At 28.4% G+C, this 23,830-nt stretch carries 26 protein-coding genes; 25 read left to right on the top strand and 1 reads right to left on the bottom strand.

Translation table 4 applies throughout. The features are described from left to right. Positions 1–74: 74 nt before the first annotated feature. The gene (nagA, locus tag AAHM77_RS02885; protein ID WP_342252637.1) at positions 75–1,229 is read left to right on the top strand and encodes an N-acetylglucosamine-6-phosphate deacetylase; all 1,155 of its coding nucleotides are present in this window, start codon (positions 75–77) and stop codon (positions 1,227–1,229) included. A 35-nt stretch (positions 1,230–1,264) separates the two neighbouring features. Here the strand turns inward: nagA and AAHM77_RS02880 are convergent, their stop codons facing one another. Beyond that, positions 1,265–1,732: a hypothetical protein gene (locus AAHM77_RS02880; protein ID WP_342252636.1), complete on the bottom strand. Its 468-nt coding sequence runs from the start codon at positions 1,730–1,732 to the stop codon at positions 1,265–1,267. 74 nt (positions 1,733–1,806) lie between these two features. Here AAHM77_RS02880 and AAHM77_RS02875 point away from each other — a divergent pair, with 74 nt between their 5' ends. The 24 genes from AAHM77_RS02875 to AAHM77_RS02760 form a co-directional block, all read left to right on the top strand. Beyond that, positions 1,807–2,763, top strand: a complete 957-nt coding sequence (locus AAHM77_RS02875; protein ID WP_425288824.1) for an L-lactate dehydrogenase — start codon at positions 1,807–1,809, stop codon at positions 2,761–2,763. Positions 2,764–2,858: 95 nt separating this feature from the next. Beyond that, the gene (tpiA, locus tag AAHM77_RS02870; protein WP_342252634.1) at positions 2,859–3,593 is read left to right on the top strand and encodes a triose-phosphate isomerase; all 735 of its coding nucleotides are present in this window, start codon (positions 2,859–2,861) and stop codon (positions 3,591–3,593) included. A 22-nt stretch (positions 3,594–3,615) separates the two neighbouring features. Beyond that, positions 3,616–5,178, top strand: coding sequence for a 2,3-bisphosphoglycerate-independent phosphoglycerate mutase (gpmI, locus tag AAHM77_RS02865; protein ID WP_342252633.1), 1,563 nt, complete (start codon positions 3,616–3,618; stop codon positions 5,176–5,178). 123 nt (positions 5,179–5,301) lie between these two features. Next, positions 5,302–5,784: a hypothetical protein gene (locus tag AAHM77_RS02860; RefSeq protein ID WP_342252632.1), complete on the top strand. Its 483-nt coding sequence runs from the start codon at positions 5,302–5,304 to the stop codon at positions 5,782–5,784. A gap of 22 nt (positions 5,785–5,806) precedes the next feature. Beyond that, positions 5,807–6,271: a hypothetical protein gene (locus AAHM77_RS02855; RefSeq protein ID WP_342252631.1), complete on the top strand. Its 465-nt coding sequence runs from the start codon at positions 5,807–5,809 to the stop codon at positions 6,269–6,271. A gap of 109 nt (positions 6,272–6,380) precedes the next feature. Beyond that, the gene (mgtE, locus tag AAHM77_RS02850; protein WP_342252630.1) at positions 6,381–7,814 is read left to right on the top strand and encodes a magnesium transporter; all 1,434 of its coding nucleotides are present in this window, start codon (positions 6,381–6,383) and stop codon (positions 7,812–7,814) included. A gap of 114 nt (positions 7,815–7,928) precedes the next feature. Continuing rightward, complete coding sequence (locus AAHM77_RS02845) at positions 7,929–8,144, top strand: hypothetical protein (protein WP_342252629.1); 216 nt, start codon at positions 7,929–7,931, stop codon at positions 8,142–8,144. A 17-nt stretch (positions 8,145–8,161) separates the two neighbouring features. Then, positions 8,162–8,932 carry a phage minor capsid protein gene (locus tag AAHM77_RS02840; protein ID WP_342252628.1) on the top strand — a complete coding sequence of 257 codons (771 nt, stop codon included), beginning with the start codon at positions 8,162–8,164 and terminating at the stop codon, positions 8,930–8,932. Between the two features lie 25 nt (positions 8,933–8,957). Continuing rightward, positions 8,958–9,236 (top strand): hypothetical protein, encoded by a 279-nt coding sequence (locus tag AAHM77_RS02835; RefSeq protein WP_342252627.1) that lies wholly within the window; start codon positions 8,958–8,960, stop codon positions 9,234–9,236. Positions 9,237–9,294: 58 nt separating this feature from the next. Further along, a complete protein-coding gene (locus AAHM77_RS02830; RefSeq protein WP_342252626.1) occupies positions 9,295–11,133 on the top strand; it encodes a PTS transporter subunit EIIC in 1,839 nt (612 codons plus the stop codon). 101 nt (positions 11,134–11,234) lie between these two features. Beyond that, entirely contained in the window at positions 11,235–12,116 is an 882-nt protein-coding gene (locus AAHM77_RS02825; RefSeq protein ID WP_342252625.1) for a hypothetical protein, read from the top strand. A gap of 22 nt (positions 12,117–12,138) precedes the next feature. After that, positions 12,139–12,522, top strand: a complete 384-nt coding sequence (locus AAHM77_RS02820; RefSeq protein ID WP_342252624.1) for a hypothetical protein — start codon at positions 12,139–12,141, stop codon at positions 12,520–12,522. A 69-nt stretch (positions 12,523–12,591) separates the two neighbouring features. Continuing rightward, complete coding sequence (gene eno, locus AAHM77_RS02815; protein ID WP_342252623.1) at positions 12,592–13,917, top strand: phosphopyruvate hydratase; 1,326 nt, start codon at positions 12,592–12,594, stop codon at positions 13,915–13,917. A 101-nt stretch (positions 13,918–14,018) separates the two neighbouring features. Further along, on the top strand, positions 14,019–14,546 hold the full coding sequence (locus AAHM77_RS02810; RefSeq protein WP_342252622.1) for a hypothetical protein: 528 nt from the start codon (positions 14,019–14,021) through the stop codon (positions 14,544–14,546). Between the two features lie 123 nt (positions 14,547–14,669). After that, entirely contained in the window at positions 14,670–15,245 is a 576-nt protein-coding gene (hpt, locus tag AAHM77_RS02805; protein WP_342252621.1) for a hypoxanthine phosphoribosyltransferase, read from the top strand. A 54-nt stretch (positions 15,246–15,299) separates the two neighbouring features. After that, positions 15,300–16,274 (top strand): 6-phosphofructokinase, encoded by a 975-nt coding sequence (gene pfkA, locus AAHM77_RS02800; RefSeq protein WP_342252620.1) that lies wholly within the window; start codon positions 15,300–15,302, stop codon positions 16,272–16,274. Positions 16,275–16,285: 11 nt separating this feature from the next. Then, positions 16,286–17,719 carry a pyruvate kinase gene (pyk, locus tag AAHM77_RS02795; protein WP_342252619.1) on the top strand — a complete coding sequence of 478 codons (1,434 nt, stop codon included), beginning with the start codon at positions 16,286–16,288 and terminating at the stop codon, positions 17,717–17,719. A 272-nt stretch (positions 17,720–17,991) separates the two neighbouring features. Next, positions 17,992–19,884, top strand: a complete 1,893-nt coding sequence (gene thrS, locus AAHM77_RS02790; RefSeq protein WP_342252618.1) for a threonine--tRNA ligase — start codon at positions 17,992–17,994, stop codon at positions 19,882–19,884. A 111-nt stretch (positions 19,885–19,995) separates the two neighbouring features. Next, complete coding sequence (locus AAHM77_RS02785) at positions 19,996–20,322, top strand: hypothetical protein (RefSeq protein WP_342252617.1); 327 nt, start codon at positions 19,996–19,998, stop codon at positions 20,320–20,322. A 102-nt stretch (positions 20,323–20,424) separates the two neighbouring features. Then, positions 20,425–20,955, top strand: a complete 531-nt coding sequence (gene infC, locus AAHM77_RS02780; RefSeq protein ID WP_342252616.1) for a translation initiation factor IF-3 — start codon at positions 20,425–20,427, stop codon at positions 20,953–20,955. A 26-nt stretch (positions 20,956–20,981) separates the two neighbouring features. Beyond that, positions 20,982–21,176 (top strand): 50S ribosomal protein L35, encoded by a 195-nt coding sequence (gene rpmI, locus AAHM77_RS02775; protein WP_342252615.1) that lies wholly within the window; start codon positions 20,982–20,984, stop codon positions 21,174–21,176. A 58-nt stretch (positions 21,177–21,234) separates the two neighbouring features. Next, positions 21,235–21,609 carry a 50S ribosomal protein L20 gene (rplT, locus tag AAHM77_RS02770; protein WP_342252614.1) on the top strand — a complete coding sequence of 125 codons (375 nt, stop codon included), beginning with the start codon at positions 21,235–21,237 and terminating at the stop codon, positions 21,607–21,609. Between the two features lie 173 nt (positions 21,610–21,782). Next, on the top strand, positions 21,783–22,466 hold the full coding sequence (locus AAHM77_RS02765) for a hypothetical protein (RefSeq protein ID WP_342252613.1): 684 nt from the start codon (positions 21,783–21,785) through the stop codon (positions 22,464–22,466). Between the two features lie 20 nt (positions 22,467–22,486). Next, on the top strand, positions 22,487–23,830 hold a 1,344-nt coding region (locus tag AAHM77_RS02760; protein ID WP_342252612.1), incomplete at its 3' end, for a hypothetical protein.

Genomic DNA, 23,830 nt, shown 5'->3' with positions numbered 1-23,830 from the left:
ATTATGAAATTTAATTTTTTTATCAAATTAATATATAATTAATAAATACAATTATTTATTAAGAGGGAATAAAAATGATACTTTACAATGCAAAAATAATTTTAGAAGAAAAAGTTATCAATGAGGGTTGATTAGAAATTGAGGATTCACAAATTAAATCAATTAATGAAGGAAAATATAAAGGTGATGGAATTGATTTAAAAAATAAAGTGATATTACCTGGATTCATTGATTGCCACGTTCATGGTGGTTATGGGTATGATTTTGAATCGAGTGATTCTGCTAAATTTAGCGCCTTCGCCAAAAAAATAGCGAGCGAAGGGGTGACAAAATATTGTCAAGCAACTGTTGCTCAACCATATGATTTAATTGAATCATCTTTAAGTAATTATGCTATTTGAATGAACACTGAAAACAAAGGTCCGCAAGCTAGGCAAATAGGTGCTCATTTAGAGGGTCCTTTTATTTCAGAAGAAAAACGTGGTGCTCATAAAGTTGAGTATTTAAAAGATGCTGATAAAAAAGTTTTTCAAAAATGAATAAAGGCATCTGATAAAAATATTAGATTGATCACTTACGCAATTGAACGTGATAAATCAAATTTTACTAATTTTTTATTAAAAAATAATGTTTTACCATCAGTTGGGCATACCAACACCACTGCAAAATACTTTAAGGCAGAAGGTGTTGATAAAGGGGTTACTCATGTTACTCACTTGTTTAACGCAATGTCGGGGGTCCAACAACACAATCCAGGTGTTGCTACACAATCACTAATTGATGATCGTGTAGTTTGTGAATTAATTTCAGATGGAATCCACGTAAAAGAAGAAGTCATTAAATTAATTTATCGTTCAAAAGGTTTTCAAAAAATTATCATTGTAACGGATGCAATGAATGCGAAAGGAATGCCTGATGGCGATTATAAATTAGGACCTTTAGATGTTGAAAAACATGGTCAAAAAGTGACACTAAAAGGAACTGATATCTTGGCTGGTTCAGGCGCAACTTATGACCATTGTTTTAGAACAATGAAAAAAATTAATGATTTAGATTATTCACAAATGATTTATATGAGTTCTATTAATGTTTCCAAACAATTAAATATTTTTGAACAAACAGGTTCAATTGCTGTAGGTAAATTAGCAGATTTAGTAGTGTTAGATAAAAAAGATGAAGTTTATTTAACTATTACAGAAGGTGAAATTGCCTTTAAAAATAATAAATAATAAATAAAAAATGAAATCCAATTGGATTTCATTTTTTATTTATTATTTTTTCAATTGTTGTGAAGATTTATTATTTTTTCACATTCTACAATAAATTGTTTTGTACTGTCATTAGAACCAACGGTAAATTTTTGATAAGATAATTTTAATGATTCAAAGGCAGTGTGATTATGTTTCCAACTTTTCTTGAAATGCATTCCAGCAAAAAAAGATGGTCATGCCAAAACTTGCAACACTGCCATGATAATCCCAAATATTGTCTCAGTCCCAGTTTGGTCCTTTCATGTTATTCCGAATCCTAAAATAATCGACAGAATAGTTAAGATGTGCATACTTCAAAAAATTGAACGAGAAATTATTTTCAATAAATAATATTTTTTAGTTTTTTCGTTATAAAAATTTATTTTTTCTAAAAAAACATTTTCAATAAATGTTATCCCTTGTTTGTCAATTTTCAGTTTGTCTTTTTCTCAATTAGAGAAAAAATAATTCATTGGTTTCATTTCTATACCTCTTTTTTTATTATACAAAAAATAAAAAAATGTATATAATGAATTTATAAAAATTTAAGGAGAATATAAAAATGTCAAAAAGAAAAGTTGTTTTAATTGGTTGTGGTGCTGTTGGTACCAGTTTTCTTTATTCAGCAATTAATCAGCAATTAGCACAAGATTATGTTTTAATCGATATTTTTGAAAAGGCAGCAATTGGAAACCAATTAGATTTGGCAGATACTTTAGCTGTTTTAGATAAGTCATATGCTACAATAACTGCGGGGCAATACAAAGATTGTAAAGATGCTGACCTAGTTGTTATTACTGCTGGAAGACCACAAAAACCAGGTGAAACTAGAATTGATATGATTGCTGATAATGCAAAAATAATGAAAGAAATCGCAACCCAAGTTAAAGCATCAGGGTTTAAAGGAGTAACATTAATTGCTTCAAATCCAGTTGATGTTATTACAAATGTTTATCAACATGTTACTGGATTTGATCCACATAAAGTGGTTGGTTCAGGTACTTGATTGGATTCAGCTCGTTTAAGAAGATTAGTAGCGAATAAATTAAATGTACACGCAACTTCAGTTCAAGCTTACATTGTTGGTGAACATGGGGATTCTTCTGTTGCTTTATGATCAACAGCAACAGTTGAAGGTAAACCAATGTCAGCTTTTATCAAAGAAGGTAAAATTACTCAAAAAGAATTAGATGAAATTCATAATGAAGCAGTTAATATGGCTTATAAAATTATTGATAACAAAAGAGCCACTTTCTACGGAATTGGTGTCTCATTATGCCAAATTTCAGAATCTATTTTAAATGGTTTGAATAAAGTGATGGTTGTTGGTGCACAACTAAATGGTGAATACGGAGTAAAAAATTTATACACAGGTGTCCATGCTACAATCAATGAAAATGGTTGAAGCTCTGTGTTAGAACTACCAATCACTAAAGAAGAAGAAACTAAATTTAAACAATCATGTGCTGTATTAGAAGAAACTTTTGCTAAAGCGAAAGAAGCATTAAAATAATTTATAGATATAATGCAAACTAGAACAAAACGACTTTTTTAAAGTGTTTTGTTTTTTTATGTATTGTTATAAATCATAAAAAATAAGGAGAATTTATGAAAAATATAATTATCGGTAATTGAAAAATGAATAAAACAAATAGCGAAACAATCGCCTTTATTAAAGAAGTAGATAAGAAATGTAAAAAAATAGATGTTGTAGCAGGAATCGCTGTTCCTGCTTTGAATTTAGAAACTGCTGTAAAACACACTAAAAATTTATTAGTGGTCGCTCAAAATTGTCACTTTGAAGAAAAAGGTGCATTTACAGGAGAAATTTCTGCAGAAATGTTAAAAGAAATTGGCGTTCATCACGTAATTATCGGTCATTCTGAACGTCGTCAAATGTTCAATGAAACTGATGAAACCGTTAATAAAAAATTAAAAAAATTATTATCATTAAGTATGACACCTATTTTATGTTGTGGTGAAGAATTATCAGTTTTTGAAAAAAAACAAACTAAAAAATTTGTTAATGATCAATTAACAAAAGCTTTAAAAGATATCACTGAAGAACAAGTTCAAAAAATAATAATTGCATATGAACCAATCTGAGCAATCGGAACAGGTAAATCTGCAACTAATGAAATTGCGGAGACAACAATTAAAAATATTAGAGATCATTTAGCAAGTCTTTATAATCAAGAGGTAGCAGATCAAATAGCTATTCAGTATGGTGGAAGTGTTAAACCAGAAAATGTCAAAGGAATTTTAGAACAACCAAACATTAATGGTGCATTAGTGGGTGGTGCATCATTAGAACCACAAATGTTTTTAGGTTTAGTAAAATAATTAAGAGGGGGAGCGATACTTAATGAATGCGAAAAAACCAATTGTGTTAGCAATTCTTGATGGTTGAGGTATAAATGATCAATCAAAAGGGAATGCTGTTGAATTAGCAGATATGAAAAATGTAAAAAAATTACAAAAGGAATATCCATGAATAAAAGCAAATGCCGCAGGTGAATGGGTCGGACTACCAAAAGGTCAAATGGGTAATTCAGAAGTGGGGCATATTCACCTTGGAGCTGGACGTATTCAATATGAATCATTGTCACTGATTAATAATTTAATTGCTTCAGGTGAATTTAAACAAAATAAAGAAATTTTAGGGGCAATAAATAATGTGCAAGCCAATAGTAGTGCGTTACATATTATGGGATTATTCTCTGATGGTGGAGTTCATTCACATATGGAACATATACTAGCAATTTATAAGTTAGCGATTGAAAAGGGTTTAACAGAAATATATATCCATATTTTTGCCGATGGAAGAGATACTGCACCAAAAGCCCTTAAAACATATATTAAAACGTTTAATAAGTTAAAGGTTGAACTAAAATTTGGGGAAATTGCGTCTGTTTCAGGTAGATATTATGCAATGGACCGTGATACACGTTTCGAAAGAACTCAACAAGCATATGACACGTTAGTTAGTCGTAAAGGAAATTCGTTTAACGACCCATTGGAATATGTAGATCAAGAATACGGAAAAGATCGAAATGATGAATTTATTGAACCAGGTTTCAACGCCAACACACCAAACGGTTATATCAAAGAAAAAGATAGTGTCATCTTTGCAAATTTTAGACCAGATAGAGCAATTCAATTAGCAAGTGGTTTTACCAATAAAAACTACGCTTGAAAAGCGACACCTTTTTTGAAAGATATTTATTTTGCAACAATGACTGAATATTCAGATTCAGTAAAAACAGATCACATTATTGTTCCAAAACAAGTAGTAATAAATCCGCTAGGTGAATGATTAAGTAAAAAAGGTTACCACCAATTAAGAATTGCTGAAACAGAAAAAATTGCACATGTTACTTTCTTTTTCGATGGTAAGAAGGATTATTTTAAAAATGGTTTAGCTAAACCAGATGAAATTACTTTAAAAAATGCTGCTATTAATTTAATTGCATCGCCTAAAGTTGCTACTTATGATTTAGCTCCAGAAATGAGTGCTCAAAAAATTACTGATGAATTATGTAAGGAATTAGATAAAGATAAACATGATGTAGTGATATTAAATTATGCTAATCCAGACATGGTTGGGCACACAGGTAATCTTGAGGCTGCTATTAAAGCAGTTAAAGCAGTTGATAAGTGTCTAGGGCAGTTGCACGACAAAATTAAATCAAAAGATGGAACTTTAATTATTACTGCTGATCACGGTAATTCGGAAGTAATGTTTGATGAAAATGGTGGTCCAAACAAAAAACACACATCAATGCTTGTTCCGATCATTATTACCAATAAAGATTTAAAATTAAGAACAAAAGATGTTTCAATAGCTGCGATCGCGCCAACTATTTTGGATTTATTAAATGAAGAACTTCCAAAAGAAATGACTCAACCTAGCTTAATAATTAAGTAATTTTAAAATGAAAAACCACTTTTAATAATTAAAAGTGGTTTTTCATTTTTAACTCAAAGCAATTAAAATGATTTTTTGGTATAATATATATAGTGGTTTAATAAATATTTTAGGGGTTATAGAATGAGTGATATCAAAGAATTTGCCATTAATAAAGGCGATGTAGACAATAAAAAACAAACCCAAGATAAAGTTGTAAATAAAGGCAATTATAAAAAGTGGGATACTTTTAAAAAATTATATTTAAATTTTATCCAACAATTGATTGCTGATGGAAAGATTGTTGATTATTTGTGTCGAAAATGTGAACAACATAAAAAGTCTGAGGATATAAATGTCTATGATTTAATGATGGGTTTTAATGTCGAAGGAATCGATCAAGAAAATCAACAGATTAATAAATTAGTTGTGGATGTTTGTAAGGAATGTAATTATTTAGATGATTCTAGAAATCCCTATATTTCTAATAACAGTTCTATTGGTTTAATTTGTGAAGAGTGCAAAGTTAAAATAGATGAAAATGCAGAATATCTTAAAATTTTAAATAAAATCTTTTGTTCTAAAAAATGCGTGAAGAATTTTTTAAATAAAAGATTTGATTCATAATTATTTATAGAGGGTGGTTAAAATGGATTATAAAAATTTATATAAATCTAAGGTGGTAGATAAAAAACCTATTGATCCAAATTGAATGAAGCAGATTGCAAAGAATTTTAATCATTTTATAAAAGAAATGGATTTAGATTTTTTAAATTGTGTGGCTTGTAATCAATCGGAATCAGAAGTGATTAATAAAAGTGGAAACGATGATTATAAACCGATTGAAGTTCGAAATAAAAAAGTTTGTCACCATGATTTAGAAGATGGGTTTCAATTTTCTAGGGTAGTATCAGATGATGGCTTTCATTTTAAATGTATTAATGTTGATTTAATTAAATGCTGAGCAAATAAATTCAATCCTTGTGCATGTCATAAAAAGGAAGCAGCCTCAGTAGCTTGTTCTTATTGTGGATTAATAAAACCCCAAATTACTAAGTTTGATAATAAAAACTATTGTTCATTAGTTTGTATTAAAAAAAGCTTAAATAATTAAGAGTGACCAAAATTTAATTTAATAAGCATGAATACATAAACCTATTTGGTTTATGTTTTTTAAATTATATTTATGTTATTTTTAATTATAAGGAATAGGAGGAAAAAATATGGCAGAAATTAATAATGATTTATCTTGTGAGATCAAGCAACTGTTTATTGAACATAAAATTATTGATTTAAGAAAATTAATTAGTTCACATCAACCAGCAGATGTTTCAGAAGCTTTATCGCATTTAGAAAAAGAAGAAATTTTAAAAGTTATTCGTTGATTAGATACAGCAACAGCTGCCGATGTTTTTTCTTATTTGGATAATGATATTAAAGAGTATATTATTAATGTCTTTAGTTCAGATGAAATTGAAAAAATTTTAGAAGATGTTTATGCTGATGATATTGTTGATGTTATTGAAGAAATGCCGGCTAATATTGTTGCTAAAATTTTAAAATCAGTTAATTCGGACACTAGAGAAAAAATTAATAAAATTTTAAGATATATTGAAAACACAGCCGGTTATATTATGTCGGTTAATAATTTAGAATTACTAATTAGCGATACACCACGAGATGCTCTTAAAAAAATTCGCGATAATAAGGAATTAATCGAAGAAACTGATTATTTTTATGTAATTGATAAATATCATCATTTAGCAGGGATGATAAGCTTACGAACTCTAATTTTTTCTAAACAAGATGAAAATTTAGAAAGTATTATGGAAAGAAATTTTAAATCTGTTAAAACTAACACCGATCAAGAAGAAGTTTTGCAAATCTTTAAGAAATATGACATCAATGTCTTGCCGGTGGTTTCCGAACAAAACCGTTTAATGGGAATTATTACAGTTGATGATATTATTGACGTTTTAGAAGAAGAAACAACTGAAGATATTCACAAATTAGCCGGGATTACTCCCACAGAAAAAAATTATTTCGAAACTTCTGTTTTTAGAATGGTTAAATCACGAAGTGGTTGATTGATGTTTTTAATGATATCAGCAACTTTATCCCAAATTGTGATTACATGTTTTACCAATTTATATAATGTAGATACTTCATCTGATAATAGCAATATTATTAATTATATTGTCAATGGTTTATTAATCCCGATGTTACCCATTATTTCAGGAACTAGTGGTAATGCTGGGAGTCAGTCCTCAACAACTGTCATCAGGGCATTATCGTTACGACAAGTTAAAACAAAGGAATATGGTCGGGTACTATACAAGGAATTAAGAGTCTCATTAATTGTAGGGCTAATATTGATCACTGTTAATTTTTTAAGAATGGTAATTATTTACTTATCAATCGGAGATCATTTAATTGATAATTATGAATGATACGCAATTGCTACATTATCTATTGCGTTGTACCTAACAGTTGTAATTGCAAAATTAGTCGGTTCAGCATTACCAATTTTTGCCAAAGCAATTAAGTTGGATCCTGCAATTATGGCAGCACCATTATTGACAACAATTGTTGATGCTTTATCAACAGCAATCTTTTTCTCTGTAGGATTAATCTTTTTTTATCAATACATATCCTAAAAATAAAAAACCTTTTAATTAATTAAAAGGTTTTTTATTTTTATTTAATATTATACAATTAATAAAAATTATTTTAATTTTAGTAATTTTTATTTAAAAAGGTTTTAGATTTATATGTTTAAAATTAAGAATGGTACTAAAAATTTATTTTTATTTTGTAGTAAATGCTGAGATTATCAAAATTTTATTTTTTCACAAGGGATTTTTTTTGATAAAGATTTAAAATCAGTTACAGGTAATTGTGAAAAATGTAATTGTGAAAGAGAAGTTATGCTCCAAGATATTATAAAATATTATGAAGATGTTTCAAAAGATAATATTTTTGAATAAATTATTTAAGGGTTAAAATGTTAAATATAGATTGATGAGTTTATTTAGTTATTGCTGGAGTTATCTTAATAATTATTTTAATAATGCCATTTTTTAATAAAAAATTTCGTGATAAATTTACATCTAATGATAAATATAAAAATGCAAAGCCTTTAAAAGTTAAGCAAGATAAAAAAGTAATAGATACAGCTTTAATTAGTCATGAAGAATACGACAACTTAACTGAAGCAGAACAACAAGCATTTCAAATATATCAACATAATTTAAAGTTACACAACAATAACAAGGAAAAATTTTTAGGTATCTATAATGGTTTTGGTTCAAAAACTTCAATGCGATTTGAGCCAACAGTGATTGTTTTAGAAAAAAAGGATTCATGTAAATTATGTCGCCCTTATGAAAATAAAATTTTATCATTATACCCCACATCTAAAAAGTATATGACAATGCAAGAGGCTGTAAACAATGGTTTCCATCATTTAGGTTGCTCGCATAAAGAGTTAGATTATTATCCCTCAGATTCCTTAACCAATGATAATGTTTATGATGATGAAGAAAAAGATAAGAATTATAATTTAAAGTTAAAGCAATTTAAATATGAAGATAAAATTCGTAATCTAAAATTTCAAAAGAATAATTTAACAAATGCAGAAAAAATAGAGGATATTAAAAAACAATTATTAATAATTGTTGAAGAATACCAATTATTTTTAAAAGAAAATAATTTAAAAAGAAATTTACTTAGAGAAGATTATAATATTGATTTTATCGAACAATTTAGTTCATAAAATCAATAAAGGAGATTAATAAAAAATGAATTACTTACTCACTGACTTTTGAACAACCGGAACAATCGCAGAATTATGTATTTTTTTGGGTGGCATTGTTTGCCTATGAGCTTCAGTTTATTGATATAAAAGATTGCGTGATAGAAAAAAAAGTCAATCCTCATCTTTCGAAGATTTACAAGACCATAACCATAAGTATAAAATATTTAATTTGTACATGGCAATATTTTTAATTTTCGCTTCATGTCTTATGATTCTTATGTCTTTTGGTTTTTTTATCGGCGAACTTATCAATTTGTTTTAAATTATTTAACATACTTTATTTTAAATAGTATATAATTATAATGAGGAGGTATATTAAAATGGACAAAAAATTAAAATCCACAACAAATAGTGCTCTTAGGTCTAATTCTAGTACAGGTAGTTCAAATGAATTTACTACTCGTATGAAGGCAGGATGAGACAAATCGCTATCTTGATTAGGGTCGCTAGGGAAAGCGTTACAATTCCCAATAGCTGTTCTACCATTCGCAGCTTTATTAAACCGTTTTGGCGCATTAGGTTTAACCTATACAACAGATGCCCATGGGGATATCACAAACCAAGTTGGTTATTGAATATCATTTATTATTCAAAAACCAGGGGGAGTGATTTTTGATAACTTAGCATTATTCTTCGCTATCGGTGTGGGATTCGGTTTTGCTAAAGATCACCGAGGTGAAGCGGCATTAGCTTCAGTAGCATTTTTCTTTGTTATGACAGGTTTACTATCAGAACACGGGATTGCCAATATGATGTATGACAATGTTAATACATTTACTTGAACTGATGATAAAAGTGTTGTTCATCATAGTTCATCATTGCTTTATGCGAAAAATTTTGACACAAACGGAAATGTCAGCGGGGCAACCTTTGTTCTTGATATTGGCGTTCTAGGTGGTATAGTTGCCGGAGTTATTACTTCAATTCTATACAACCGTTTCAAAGAAATTAAGTTACCAAAAGCAATGTCATTCTTCGGAGGAAGAAGATTTATTCCGATGATGGCAATTGTATTTGCTATACCAATGGCATTTATGTTCGCTGTTATTTGACCTTGAATTCAATTAGGGTTAAATGCATTTGGACAAGCAGTAGCTGGTTCAGGTGATACAAATATTTCACAAGGGTCACAAAATTGAATTTCAGCATCAGGTGCAGCAGGATATGGATTCATTAACCGTTTATTATTACCATTTGGTTTACATCAAGTGTTAAATACATTGTTATGGTTCCAAGTTCCAATTACTGGTGTTGTAGTAGATCCAATTACTGGTGCAGTAGACCCAAATGCGGCTGCTGTTACAGTTAATGGTGATATTAATGCCTTTACAGCAGGAGTTTATGGTTCAGGAGTGTTCCAGTCAGGATTCTTTCCAATAATGATGGGTGGATTGCCAGCTGCTGTTGTTGCGATGATATTTGCAGCTAAAAAAGAAAACCGTGTTAATGTAGCAGGTTTCCTTGGAGGTGCAGCAGGTATATCATTCTTAACAGGTATTACAGAACCAATTGAATATTCATTTGTCTTCTTATCACCGGTTCTATTGTTGCTTCATGCAGCCTTATCTGCAGTATTCTGTTTCATTGTTGTTGCAATGAGAATTGAAGTTGGATTTGGATTTAGTGCTGGGTTTGTTGACTATGCAATTTCAATACCACAAGCATGAGGATTTGCTCAGTACACAGGTGAACTTGCAGGAAATGGTGCGGGAGTAATGGCTAACCCATTATGAATCTTACCAATCACTGCAGGAGCATTTGCAGCTTACTTCTTCTCATTCTTGGGAATTATTAAATGAATGGATATTAAAACTCCTGGACGTGAAGAAGACGTTTCAGGAACAACAGTTAAACCAGCAGCTTCATTAGCGAAAGGTAAAACTGAAACAAAAGATGGTAAAAAAGTTGATAAATATCAAGTAATGGCTGAAATTATTATTGAAGCCATTGGTGCAGACAATTTTACAAAAATTGATAACTGTGCAACTCGTTTAAGATTGGACGTTAAGGATTCTGAAAAAGTTGACCAAGCAAAAGTTAAGTCATCAGGTGTCTTTGGAATTAAAGTTATTTCTAAAGAATCTATTCAGATTGTAGTTGGTCCAGATGTTGAACACGTTGCATCAGCAATGCAAAAAATAGTTAAATTAACTGATTAATCAATCATCTATTTGTATTTTGAAAAATAATTGTTTTTGGCAATTATTTTTTTTATGTTATAATTAAAAAAAAGTATAAATTGTATAAATGGGGTCAAAATATGTCAATCTTTAATAATGCTGTCAGCTCTAAAAAATATTTATTGTTTGCTAAAAATTTTCAAGAGATTTTAAATATTTATTTTAGTTTAAATAAAAATAGCGCCAAACTTATCACTTGATTAAATAATGCTTCCAATCAATTGTTTTCATTTGAATTAAATAATGCTTTCTCCTTATTTAAAATAGATTTTCCAAATAATGAAAAATTAAAAAAAATAAATTTTACTTTTAATAAAGATTTCACTGATTTCACTAGTGATTTCCCTAAAAAATATGAAACCTTAATTTCTACTTTACAAAGTGACACTAGCAAACAAAAAATCATTGACTCTTTTTTTTGTAAAAATAATCAAGTGATATTGTTTTTTGAATTAATTTATAACTTGATAAATATAGTGATATTTGAACATAAAGAAGATCCAAACTTTACAAGTTATGAGAAAACTTCGTTAATATGTATTCAGAAATATATACGTCAAACAACAGATGAATTTAAAATTGGTGTAGTTTCTAAAAAATTACAAGGATACAATGTTTCTGAATTTAAAATAAAAGATATTATTGAAAAAGAAAAAAAAGAATACAAATCTGATGACATAATTTATTTAAATAATTTATTATTATTATTTTCCAAATCACGTGGTTTAAAATCAAAAATATTATTATTAAAAAATTTTGTGCCTTATATTAATAATTTACAAAAAGATATTAAGCACATTAATCCTGACTTAATGGAAAAAATTAAGATTGTCATTAAAGAAATCAAAGATAATGAAAATATTAAAATTAACAATAAAAAATTAGAAGAACAAATTGATGAAGTGATTGAAAGATTAGGGATTGTTTTAATTAAATTAATTTCTGATTTAGTAAAGCAATAAATATTACTTTATAAAGAAGATTATGGATAAAAGTTTGAAAGAAATGACTGAGAAAACTAAAAATAATAATAATAAACAAGCCGATCAAAAATTTAAGGAAGTTTTGGCAGATTTGCACATTATTCTTGAATTAGTGAACACTATGGAAACTAGGGATAAAACCTTATGGAAACAAGATTTATTATTAATTAAAAAACAAACAATGGAAACTATTGATTTATTAAATTGAAACCTAAAATGTCAACATGCTAATTTAGATATAGAACCAATAAAATATAATAAAACTACAAGAATGTTTGTCTGAGGAATTAACTGCAAAGATTGTTTTAAATCTGAACAGTTAGAAGCTCACTTTGATCCAAATAAACCATTTGATGAGCATTTAAAAGGATTTAAATTTAAATAATTTGTGTTCTTTACTTTTTATTTTTTAAATACTATAATATCATCAGCAAAAATTTAAGGGAGATAATTAATGTCATTAATTTCAAATATTGTAGCAAGACAAATTATGGACTCACGTGGTAACCCCACAGTTCAAGTAGAAGTTTATACCGAATTCGGTGGTCACGGAATGTTCAATGTTCCATCTGGAGCATCAACAGGTTCAAGAGAGGCTATTGAATTAAGAGATAACGATAAGAAAAAATTTGGTGGTAAAAGTGTTTTTAAAGCAGTTGATAATGTAAATAAAATTATCGCAAAAGAAATCATCGGTTGAGATGTTTTCGATCAAATTGGAATCGATCGAAAAATGATAAAATTAGATGGTACAAAAAACAAGTCTAAATTAGGTGCTAATGCTATATTAGGTGTTTCTGTTGCCGTTGCAAAAGCTGCAGCTTGTGAATTAGAAATTCCATTATATAAATATTTAGGGGGACCTAACGCCAAAGTTTTACCAGTGCCGATGTTAAATGTTATTAATGGTGGTGAACATGCAGATAATACAATTGATTTTCAAGAATTTATGATTATGCCAGTAGGTGCAAAATCATTAAGAGAAGCTGTTAAAACTGCATCTGAAATTTTTCACACTTTAAAAAATATTTTACATAAAAAAGGTCACATCACTACTGTTGGTGATGAAGGTGGATTCGCACCTGATTTAGCAACAGCTGAAGATGCATTAGACATTTTAGTTCAAGCTATTAAAGAAGCTGGTTACCAAACAGGGGAAAAAGGTGTGATGATTGCTATGGATCCTGCAGCTTCAGAGTTATATAATACTTCAGATAAACTTTACCATTATAAAGGTGAAACAAAAGCAAAAGGTTTAGATAAAGAAGTTACAAGAACGACTGAAGAACAAGTAGAATATATTGCTTCATTGATCAACAAATACCCAATTATTTCAATGGAAGATGGTTTAGCTGAATCAGACTGAGTTGGATTTAAAATGTTAAAAGATAAAGTCGGGAATAAAGCGCAAATCATGGGTGATGATTTATTTGTTACTAACACAGAAATTATTCAAAGAGGTATCAAAGAAGAATGTGCAAATTCAGTTTTAATTAAGGTTAACCAAATTGGAACATTAACAGAATCAATCGACGCTGTACAAATGACACAAAAAGCTGGTTGAACAGCCGTTGTTTCTCACCGTTCAGGAGAAACAGAAGATTCAACAATCGCTGATATTGCTGTTGCATTAAATACAGGACAAATTAAAACTGGTTCAATGTCAAGATCTGACCGTATTGCAAAATACAACCGCTTAATGCAAATTGAAGATGAATTAGGTGAAGATGCACAATTTTTAGGAATTAAAGCGTTCTATAACTTAAAGAAAAACGTTTAGTTTCATCTTTCATAATTAATGATTAAAATAATAAAATAAAAGATGATTTTTAATCATCTTTTATTTTATTTTATGCAAAAAGAAAGTAAAGAGAATGAATAATGGACCAAACACAAACAACTGAATTAGAATTAAAAAAAATTAAAGAAGAAATAGAGAGACTAAAAAACAATCATAAAAAAGATATTGAGAGATTAGAACTCATGTTTAAAGGTCAATCTATTAGTAAAGAAATTACACCTAATGCTCATCTAGAAAATCAACATTCATCAGATGAAAAACAGAATTTTAATTTTGATCTTTATAAAATTCAAGTGGTCAATAACGATTGCTCGAAAATTGAAAAATTTTTAGCTGACAAAAAATTAAAAAAAGTTTGGCACTTTATACCAATTATAGGTTATTTTATTTACCAATATGATTTATCAATAGTTTATGCTGGAATCGATCGAGGTTTACTAAGGCAAAATTATCAAAAATTTTATATTCGTTGAATAGTATTTGAAATTTTACAATGATGCGTTGCATTACCCATGATAATTAATTTAGAACCATTTATAGCAACACATTGCTTTAAAAAAGCGTTAAATAAAACTCGTGAAGATTTAAAAAATATTGACAAAATATAGCCAAAATCTCAAAAAAAGGTAATTTATCATTAAAAAATAATTAAATATTTAACTATAATAGTCTTTTTCTTTAAAATAAAAGGTTTATAATAAAAATAATAGTTTAATCAAAGGATTTCATATATGAATAAACATCCATTAGTAAAAGAAATTTTATTTGACCATGAACAAATAAGAGTTGAAACAAAAAAAGTTGCCGAAGAAATCGCTAAGTTTTATCAAACATCACATCAGGTTGATAATGCAATAATTTGTTTAGGATTATTAAAAGGTTCTATACCATTCATGGCAGAATTCTTAAATAATTTTAATATTGATTGTGAAACAGAATATATGATCACAAGCTCATTTTATGGTGGAGTAAAGGCGAAAGGTGTGCCCGAAATTAAATTGGATATGTTAACACCAGCAACAAATAGAGATATTTTAATTATCGAAGATATAATTGATAGTGGAAATACACTGAAATTAATTAGGGATTATTTGCTTCTAAAAGGGGCAAAAACAGTTAAAATTGTTACTTTACTTGATAAGAAATCAGGTCGTAAAGTTGATATCGATAGTGACTGAACAGTTTTTGAAATTCCTGATTCTTTTGTTGTAGGGTTTGGTTTGGATTATCAAGAAAAATTAAGAAATTTACCTTATATCGGTATTGTCGATGACAATAAATTAGCAAGTTGAAAATGGAAATATTAATTACTTAATATTAAATAAATGTTATAATTATTATTGTGTTTTAGGAGATTTTATATGATTAAAAAAATAGGTGTGTTAACCTCTGGTGGCGATTCTCAAGGAATGAACGCTGCTGTAGCAGGTGTTATCAAAGCTGCCTTTAAAGAAAATATTCAACCGTACATTGTGAAAGATGGCTATTTTGGTTTAGTTAACAATTTGATAGAACCTGCAACGTATGATTTTGCTGAATCTATCATGAAATGAGGGGGAACAGTCATTGGTTCTGCTCGTTTGCCAGAATTTAAAGATTTAGAAGTTAGAAAAAAAGCTGTTGATAACTTAAAAAAACATAATATTGAAGCATTAGTAGTCATCGGTGGTGACGGTAGTTATATGGGCGCTTTAAAACTAACTGAAATGGGAATTAATTGTATTGGAATTCCAGGAACAATTGATAATGATATCGCTTCTTCTGATTTTACAATTGGTTTTGATACAGCGATTAATATTGTTGTAGATTCATTGGATAAAATTAGAGATACAATTCAATCACACAACCGTTGTGCTGTTGTAGAGGTAATGGGTAGATACTGTGGAGATATCGCTTATTATGCTGGAATCGCCTCTGGTGCTGATGTAATATCTATTTCTGAAAATAAAATATCTGAAGCAGATATCATTGATAAAGTTAAGAAATTAAAACAATCAAACAAGCGCAGTGTTTTAGTTTTAGTCTCTGAGCATTTGTACGATGTTGATCAATTAGCTAAAGATATTGAAAAAACATCAGGTTATGTTAGTCGCGCTTCTGTTTTGGGACATATCCAAAGAGGTGGAATCCCTACAGCTTTAGATCGTTTTAATGCTTTTATGATGGGTGTTGAAGCCATTGAACAGCTTAAACAAGGCAAAGGTGGATTGTGTATCGGTATTGTTAATAATAAATTTATTGCTAATGATATTACAAAAGCATTAGATATGAAAAGACCTTCACGAAAAAAAGAAGTTAACAAAATAACAATTATTAATGATAATTATTCGAAATAAAGGAAATACAAATGGCAAAAGTAGATTTAAGTAAATTAAAAAGAACAAAAATTATCACAACAATTGGACCCGCATCACACTCAGCAGAATCTTTAAAAGAATTATACAAGGCAGGGATGACAACAATCCGTTTAAACTTTTCACATGGTGATCATGTAGAACAAGGTGAAAGAATGGAATGGGCAAAAAAAATTAGCAAAGAAATGAATTTGCCAGTTTCTATTTTATTGGACACTAAAGGACCAGAGATCAGAATTGGTAAAATGAAGGGTGGGACACAAAAAATTGTAGCGGGAGCAACAGTTTTAATTGATACTGACCCTAAATTATTTGCAACTCAGGAATGTGAAAACAACCACTTAACAGTTTCATTTGATATGTCACAAGATTTAAAAGTTGGTGATGTAGTGTTAGTAGATGATGGAAAATTACAATTAAACGTTACAAAGGTTGAACCAAAATTAGTGACAACTAAGGCATTTAATCATCATGATTTAAAAACTAATAAACGTGTTAATTTACCAGGTGTAGATTTCTCATTACCTTTTTTAGCTGAAAAAGATATTAATGACATTAAATTTGGAGTTAAAGTGGGAATTGATTATATTGCTGCTTCTTTTGTTAATACCAAAGATAATATTTTAGAAATAAGAAAATTATTAAAAGCAGAAAAAGCAGAAAAAGTTCAAATCTTAGCTAAAATTGAATCACAAATTGGAATTAATAATATTGATGATATTATTGCTGCTGCTGACGGAATTATGATCGCTCGTGGTGACTTAGGTCTAGAAATTCCTTATTATGATGTTCCTTATTGAGAAAAAGTAATTATTAGAAAATGTCGTGCCGCTGGAAAGATTGTAATAGTTGCAACTCAAATGTTAGAAACAATGACAGAAAACCCACACCCTACAAGAGCAGAAGTTACTGATGTATATTTCGCAACAGAATTAGGTGCTGACGCAACAATGCTATCTGGTGAATCAGCCAATGGTGAATATCCAGTAATTACAGTTGAAACTATGTCTACAATTAACCGTCGTGCTGAAAATGAATTCTATTCTAAATTATATTATGAAGAAAATTTTAGAAACGCTGTTAAAAATTCATCAGGTCCAAGAGCGAAAATAGCTCAACAATTAGCTGAAAAAACAAAAGATGGAAATTATGAATATGCCATTGTGTTGTCAAATACAGGTGAGTTGTTGAAAACTGTTTCAAAATTCCGTCCAAATGCAGCAATTTTAGGAATTACAGCTGATGATGTAATATACACTGCTTTTGGTTGTTGACATTCAATTTTTATGAATAAAGTAGATGATGTAAATAATTATAAAAATGATGATGCAAAATTATCTATCATAGCTCAAAAATGGGGAGCAAAAAAAGGTGATAAAATTTTAATTGCTCATAACGAAGATTTAAAAGAAATTTTAATTAAATAATTTTAAATTAAAAAAATCTTATATAAACATTGACTTTTTAATCAGTGTATGGTATATTAAGAACATACAAAACAATAAGAAAGACAATAATTTTAGTACATGATACCCGACCCCCCCTCCTTTCATTTAAATGTTATTGTCACATTTCTAGATAATTGTAAATAAGAGTAAACTAGTTAGTTTACTCTTATTTTTTTGTTAAATCATTCTTTTTATGTAATAATAAAAACAATAAATACAATATTGAAATAAATATATTTATAAAGGTGAACATGAAAATAAAGTTAAAAGATGGAAATAAAAAAGTGTTCAATATTCCAATGACAGTTGTCGGAATAGCACGCAATATTTCGATTTCACTGTCAAAAAGAACATTAGCTGGTATTGTTGATGGCGAGTTGGTGTCTTCAGAATATTTAATTAGCAAAAGTTGTGAATTAAAATTTGTTACAACAGAAGAACCAGAGTCAATCACTGTGTTGAACAATACTGGTTCTATAATGTTAGCATTAGCACTATCAAATATGGATCCTGATATTCAAATTGCTGAAATGAATTTAAATGATGATGGATTTTATGTTGATTTCAAGATGTCAAAAGAATCAATAAAGGAGGAAGACTTACCATTTTTAGAAAAGAAAATGAAAAGAATTTCTTCAGATAATTATGCATTTGAAAGATTTAAAGAAATTAAAACTGATGGTTTGAATGATTTTCAAATGGAAGTGAATAAAGAAGTAAAAAGAGGTTTGGTTTCAAATGGTGTTAAACTTCTAACTAAATATCCATTTGCAAAATTTTCTAATGTTAAAGCTTCCAAGTTATTTTCTGTTGCAGGAGTGTATTGGAATAACGATAAAAACAATGAAATGATTCAACGGATCTATGGTTATAGTACTTTTGACAAAGACCAACTAAGTTTAAAAATTCAAGAGAAAGATTCTCGGAAAGAGCAGGATCATAGAACGATAGGAAAAAAGTTGGAGATCTTTAGTTTTGAAAATTTGGTAGGTCAAGGATTACCAATCTGACTTCCCAATGGAAAAATTCTTAAAGATCAAATAAAAAACTTTATTAAGCAAAAAGAATGAGAATATGATTTTATTGAAGTAGAAACTCCAATTTTAGGTTCTAAAAAATTGTATGAAACGTCAGGTCATTGAGAACATTATAAAGATGATATGTTTCCTTTGATGAAATTAAATACAGATTCACTAGTTTTAAGACCAATGTCATGCCCGCATCACATTGCGATATACAAAAGTAAATTGCGTAGTTATCGTGATTTTCCAATTCGTTTTTCAGAGCATGCAATTTTATCTCGTTTTGAATCATCAGGTTCATTGAGCGGTTTAGAACGTGTGAGAATGATGGAATTAACTGATTCTCACATTTTTGTTCGTCCGGATCAAATTAAAGATGAATTTAAGCATTGCTTTAAAATGATCGAAGAGACATTAAAGGTTTTTAATATTCAAATTGATTACTACTCTTTATCATTACGTGACCCTAAAAATAAAGCTAAATATTTTAATGATGATAAAATGTGAAATCATGCTGAACAACTTTTAAAAGAAGCTTTAAATGAATCTAAAATTAACTATAAGGAAATGATCGGTGAAGCAGCCTTTTATGGTCCGAAGTTAGATATTCAAATAAAAACTGCATTAAATCATGAAGTCACTATTTCAACTTTACAATTTGATTTTTTATTGCCTGATAAATTCGATGCTTCATACATTAATGAAAAAGGAACTAAGACACAGCCAATAATAATTCACAGGGGCTTAATTGGGACATATGAACGTTTTATCGCCATCTTATTGGAACAAACTAAAGGGAACTTGCCGTTATGATTGGCACCATGTCAGATTGATATCATTCCTGTTTCAATTGCTGAGAGTAGTAAGCATTTAGAATACGCTCATCATTTAAGAAATGAATTTAAAAAAGAAATGTTACGTTCAAAGATTGACTCTCGTGATGAACGTTTAAGTTACAAAATAAGAGAGTCGCAAACTAAAAAGGTACCATACCAGTTAGTTATTGGTGATAATGAAGTAAAAAATAAGATGATCACATATCGTCAATATGGAAATGAAGAAACTAAGACAATAACCTTGTTAGAATTCATAAAAACAATAAAAAATAAACTTAAAAATTAGTTTTAAGTTTAACTCTATGTCTAAAAAACCCTTATTTTATAGACTTATTTAAAATCACTCTTAAAAATGATATAATGGATATAGTTTATATATTTTTTAGGGTGAGTATAAATGTTGGGTTACAAATTTTGGGGAACAAAAGCCCTAGAACATTATTTTTTATTTTATGGTCGTAATGGTAAATTGATTGCCTTTTTTAATACTGAAAAAGAATTTAATTGTTTTTTAAAAAAAATGAATATTATGAATTATGATATTCGTTGAATTAATAATGTCGCTCTAATTGATTTTGATTTCAGATATGCGATTAAAAATTGTAGAAATCGAAAGTTAGATGATATCTTTTTTTCTGAAACAAGAATAGATGAATTTAAATTTAATCGTTCAAAAAATGTAATGGAAATAGTAAAAAAACTTAAATTTGATAAATTAAAATAATAAATTATTTGAATAATATTCATTAAATAATGGTTTTTATAGTGTATAATGAATAAGTATTTTTTATATATTTAGTATTAAATTATAATAAAGGAGTTATATTTGGCACCCATAAAACAAAAAAGAGTAAAAGAGCAAGTTAATGAATTTATTTTCGCAAATGAATTATTAGTTATAATGCCGGATGGTTCTAGACAAGGACCCATTTCAAAAACAGAAGCATTAAGACTTGCTGAAGAAAAAGGTTTAGATTTATTAGTAATCAATCCTAATCAAAAACCACCAGTCGCTAAAATTTTAGATTATGGGAAGTTTAAATATGAAAGCAAGAAAAAAACAAAAGATCTAAAGAAAAAACAACACATTATCTTAAACAAAGAAATGCGTTTAAGAACAGGTATTGGTGACCATGACATGGAGACAAAAGCTAAAAAAGTACGTGAGTTTTTAGAAGATGGAAATAAAGTTAAAATCTCTCTAAATTTTAGAGGTCGTGAAGCAGCAAAGCCAGAATTTGGTGTACAAACTTTAAATAGATTTTTTGCAAAGATTCAAGATATTGCAGTTATTGAAAAACCACCTAAGCAAAATGGTCGTTTTTTAGATATGTATATTGTCCCTAAAAAGAAATAATAATTAATGAAAGAGAGTTATACAAAATGCCTAAAATGAAAACTAAAAGTGCATTAGCGAAAAGAGTGAAAGTTACCGCTTCAGGTCAAATGAAAAGAAAAAACGCTTATACATCTCATTTAGCACAAAATAAATCAACTAAACAAAAACGTCAATCACGTAAATCTACTTTAATGGATCATTCAGATTTTAAACGTAATAAACATTTGCTACATAATTAGTTAGTTTAAAATTAAATTATATAATTATTAATAGATAAAAGGGTTAGGAGAATTAAAAATGGCAAGAGTTAAGGGCGGACCTCAAACTAGACAACGTAGAAAAAAAGTAATTAAACAGGCTAAAGGTTTTTACGGAACTAAGTCAACTCATTTTAAAAAAGCAAAAGAACAACAAATGAAGTCATTGGCATATGCTTACCGTGATCGTAAACAAAGAAAAAGAGATTTCCGTAGTTTGTGAATTCAAAGAATTAATGCTGCAACACGTCCACATGGATTAAGTTATTCTAAATTCATGAATGGTTTAAAATTATCAAATATTGATATAAATCGTAAAATGCTAAGTGAATTAGCAATTAATGATGAAAAACAATTTTTATCATTAATTGAAAGTTCAAAACAAGCTTTATCAAAACAAGCTGCAATTAAATAATTTTTCATAATAAAAAACCTTAGATTAAATCTAAGGTTTTTTTTATATATTAATTTAAATATAAAAAAATAAAGACAATATATTATATAGTCTTTATTTTTTTTGTCAAAAATTATATAATAATTATATATACTTTATTTTGATTTGTGCAGTGTATAAAAGGGTTACTTATTATGGGGTTAAATAATAAAACAAATACATTTGTTTCAAATAATGATACTAATTCATTAATAGAAGATAAAAAAATTGATAGCTTAGAAAAAATTGGCGAAGAGCAAATATCTAAAAACGAAAATAAAATTTCTACAGATTATGAATATGATGTTTCGGCAACTAGAATTCATTTCACCACCTTTGGCGATTCAATGGGTCGAGGGTTAATCATTTTTTCACAACTAGCGGCAATAGTGTCTATATTTTTACCCTTAGGTAGCTTAAGTGCTGTTTTAACCCAAATAATTCCTTTTTCACCAGAATTAGATATTTTGGCACCTTATATTTGAAAGTTACTAACGGTTATTTTTGCTATTATTGGAGTTTTGTCGACCCTACTCTTTTTAATACCAGCTATTTTAGTTAAAAATATTCGGAGTTTGACCATCTGATCAATTGTATTTTTGGTGTTCGGGAATATATTTAATATTATTTTAGTTTTAGTAAATATTTTAAATTTTTTATTTTCAGATGTCCCAGGCACTATTGTTGGGGTCGTTAGTTCTTGTTTGGGTTTAATTTTATTTTTATTAGGTAGTTTAATTTTATTAACTACTGCAAAAAAATATCGTGAAAACTTAGAAATGACAATTTCGAATTCTATTCGAAAAACAAGTATTACCCAAATACCACAAATAAATTAATTTTATTAAAGGATTTGAAAATGCGTAAGAATAAAAGTGATTGAGAAAAAGTTAATAAATTAACTAAAACTATAACTTTTCCCAAGTGATGAAAAAAAGCATCAAGTATTTTTTTTACAGTAATATTTTTTATCGTTGGTGGAACATCAGCTTTTTTTGGTATTGAGGGATTGGCTAAATATTTTGATTATGACGACCTTCACTTTCATGGTGATTGAATTCCATCACAAGATTTTTGTGATTTTATGAAAAAAATAGGGGTTGATGTACCCGTTTGTAAAACTGTGTATCCAATTAATTTGGGAGCTATTAGTATTCGTGACACTGATTATGAAGAATATGTAACTCATAATGATACAAATGATACTCAAAACTATACAGGTTCAGACGCCCAGTATAAAGTGGTGGGGAAAAACGGGCAAATTAAATCTAATAATTTAAGATACGAATATGTTTACAATACCATTGTGAATCAAATAGTATCAAATAGTGATATTTTCCCAGATATGAGCAATGCTTATGTTTCAGGTATATATTCTACTTCCAATGTACAAGAAGATACACCTGAAAATTTTTTAAAAATTGAAGATGTGACTTCAGATCAATTGAACATTAATCAAGAATGAACTATAGAAATTAGTCAAAACCCTAATGACCCCGATCACTTAAATATGAGTTTTCCAGTATTTATTTATAATAATTCTACTTTTTTAAATAACTTTGCAAACTTTTATCTTAGTTATTATGCACAAACTGATTATCAAGATGTGTCAAATCAAGTTGGTACCTTTGTCCAAGGTGAAAGTTCTCGTTCAATCTTAGTGACTAATGCTGTTATTAATAAATCAAAAAATGATAATATTGATGACAAAAAAGCTATCAATGATTATTTGTATAACAATTTCAATATTTTTGTAAATAATATTTATAAATATCATATTCAAGAATTTCAACCATGAAATAAACAAACATCAACAATAGATGACGTTGATTATAGTCAAAATCCTTTTGGTAATTTTATAATTAATTATACTCCTAATATTAATAGTTTTGATCAAACAAAAATTATAGATAACCCAAATAACCCGAATAATTCGCTAGACCCGCAAAATCAAACGTATTTAACAGCTGATCAAGTAAATCAAAATTGTTTAGTTTCATTATTATATTTACCAGTAAGTGATAAAGATCAAGATGGTACATATGATTTCAATTTACAATCGATTATTCAGATGATAAATGATAGCGACATGACATTAGACGAATTTATTAAAATCATTCAGGATATTGAAAACGGAAATACTCAAGAGTTTCTTAAATTAATAAGTGAAATGCCCGAACTAATGGATATGAACGCGTTACCT

The sequence above is a fragment of the Spiroplasma endosymbiont of Amphibalanus improvisus genome (genome assembly GCF_964030645.1).
Taxonomy (GTDB): Bacteria; Bacillota_I; Bacilli_A; order Mycoplasmatales; family Mycoplasmataceae; genus CAXIPX01.
The sequence above is the reverse complement of the archived record's forward strand: the minus strand, read 5'-3'. Positions and strand labels throughout refer to the sequence as shown.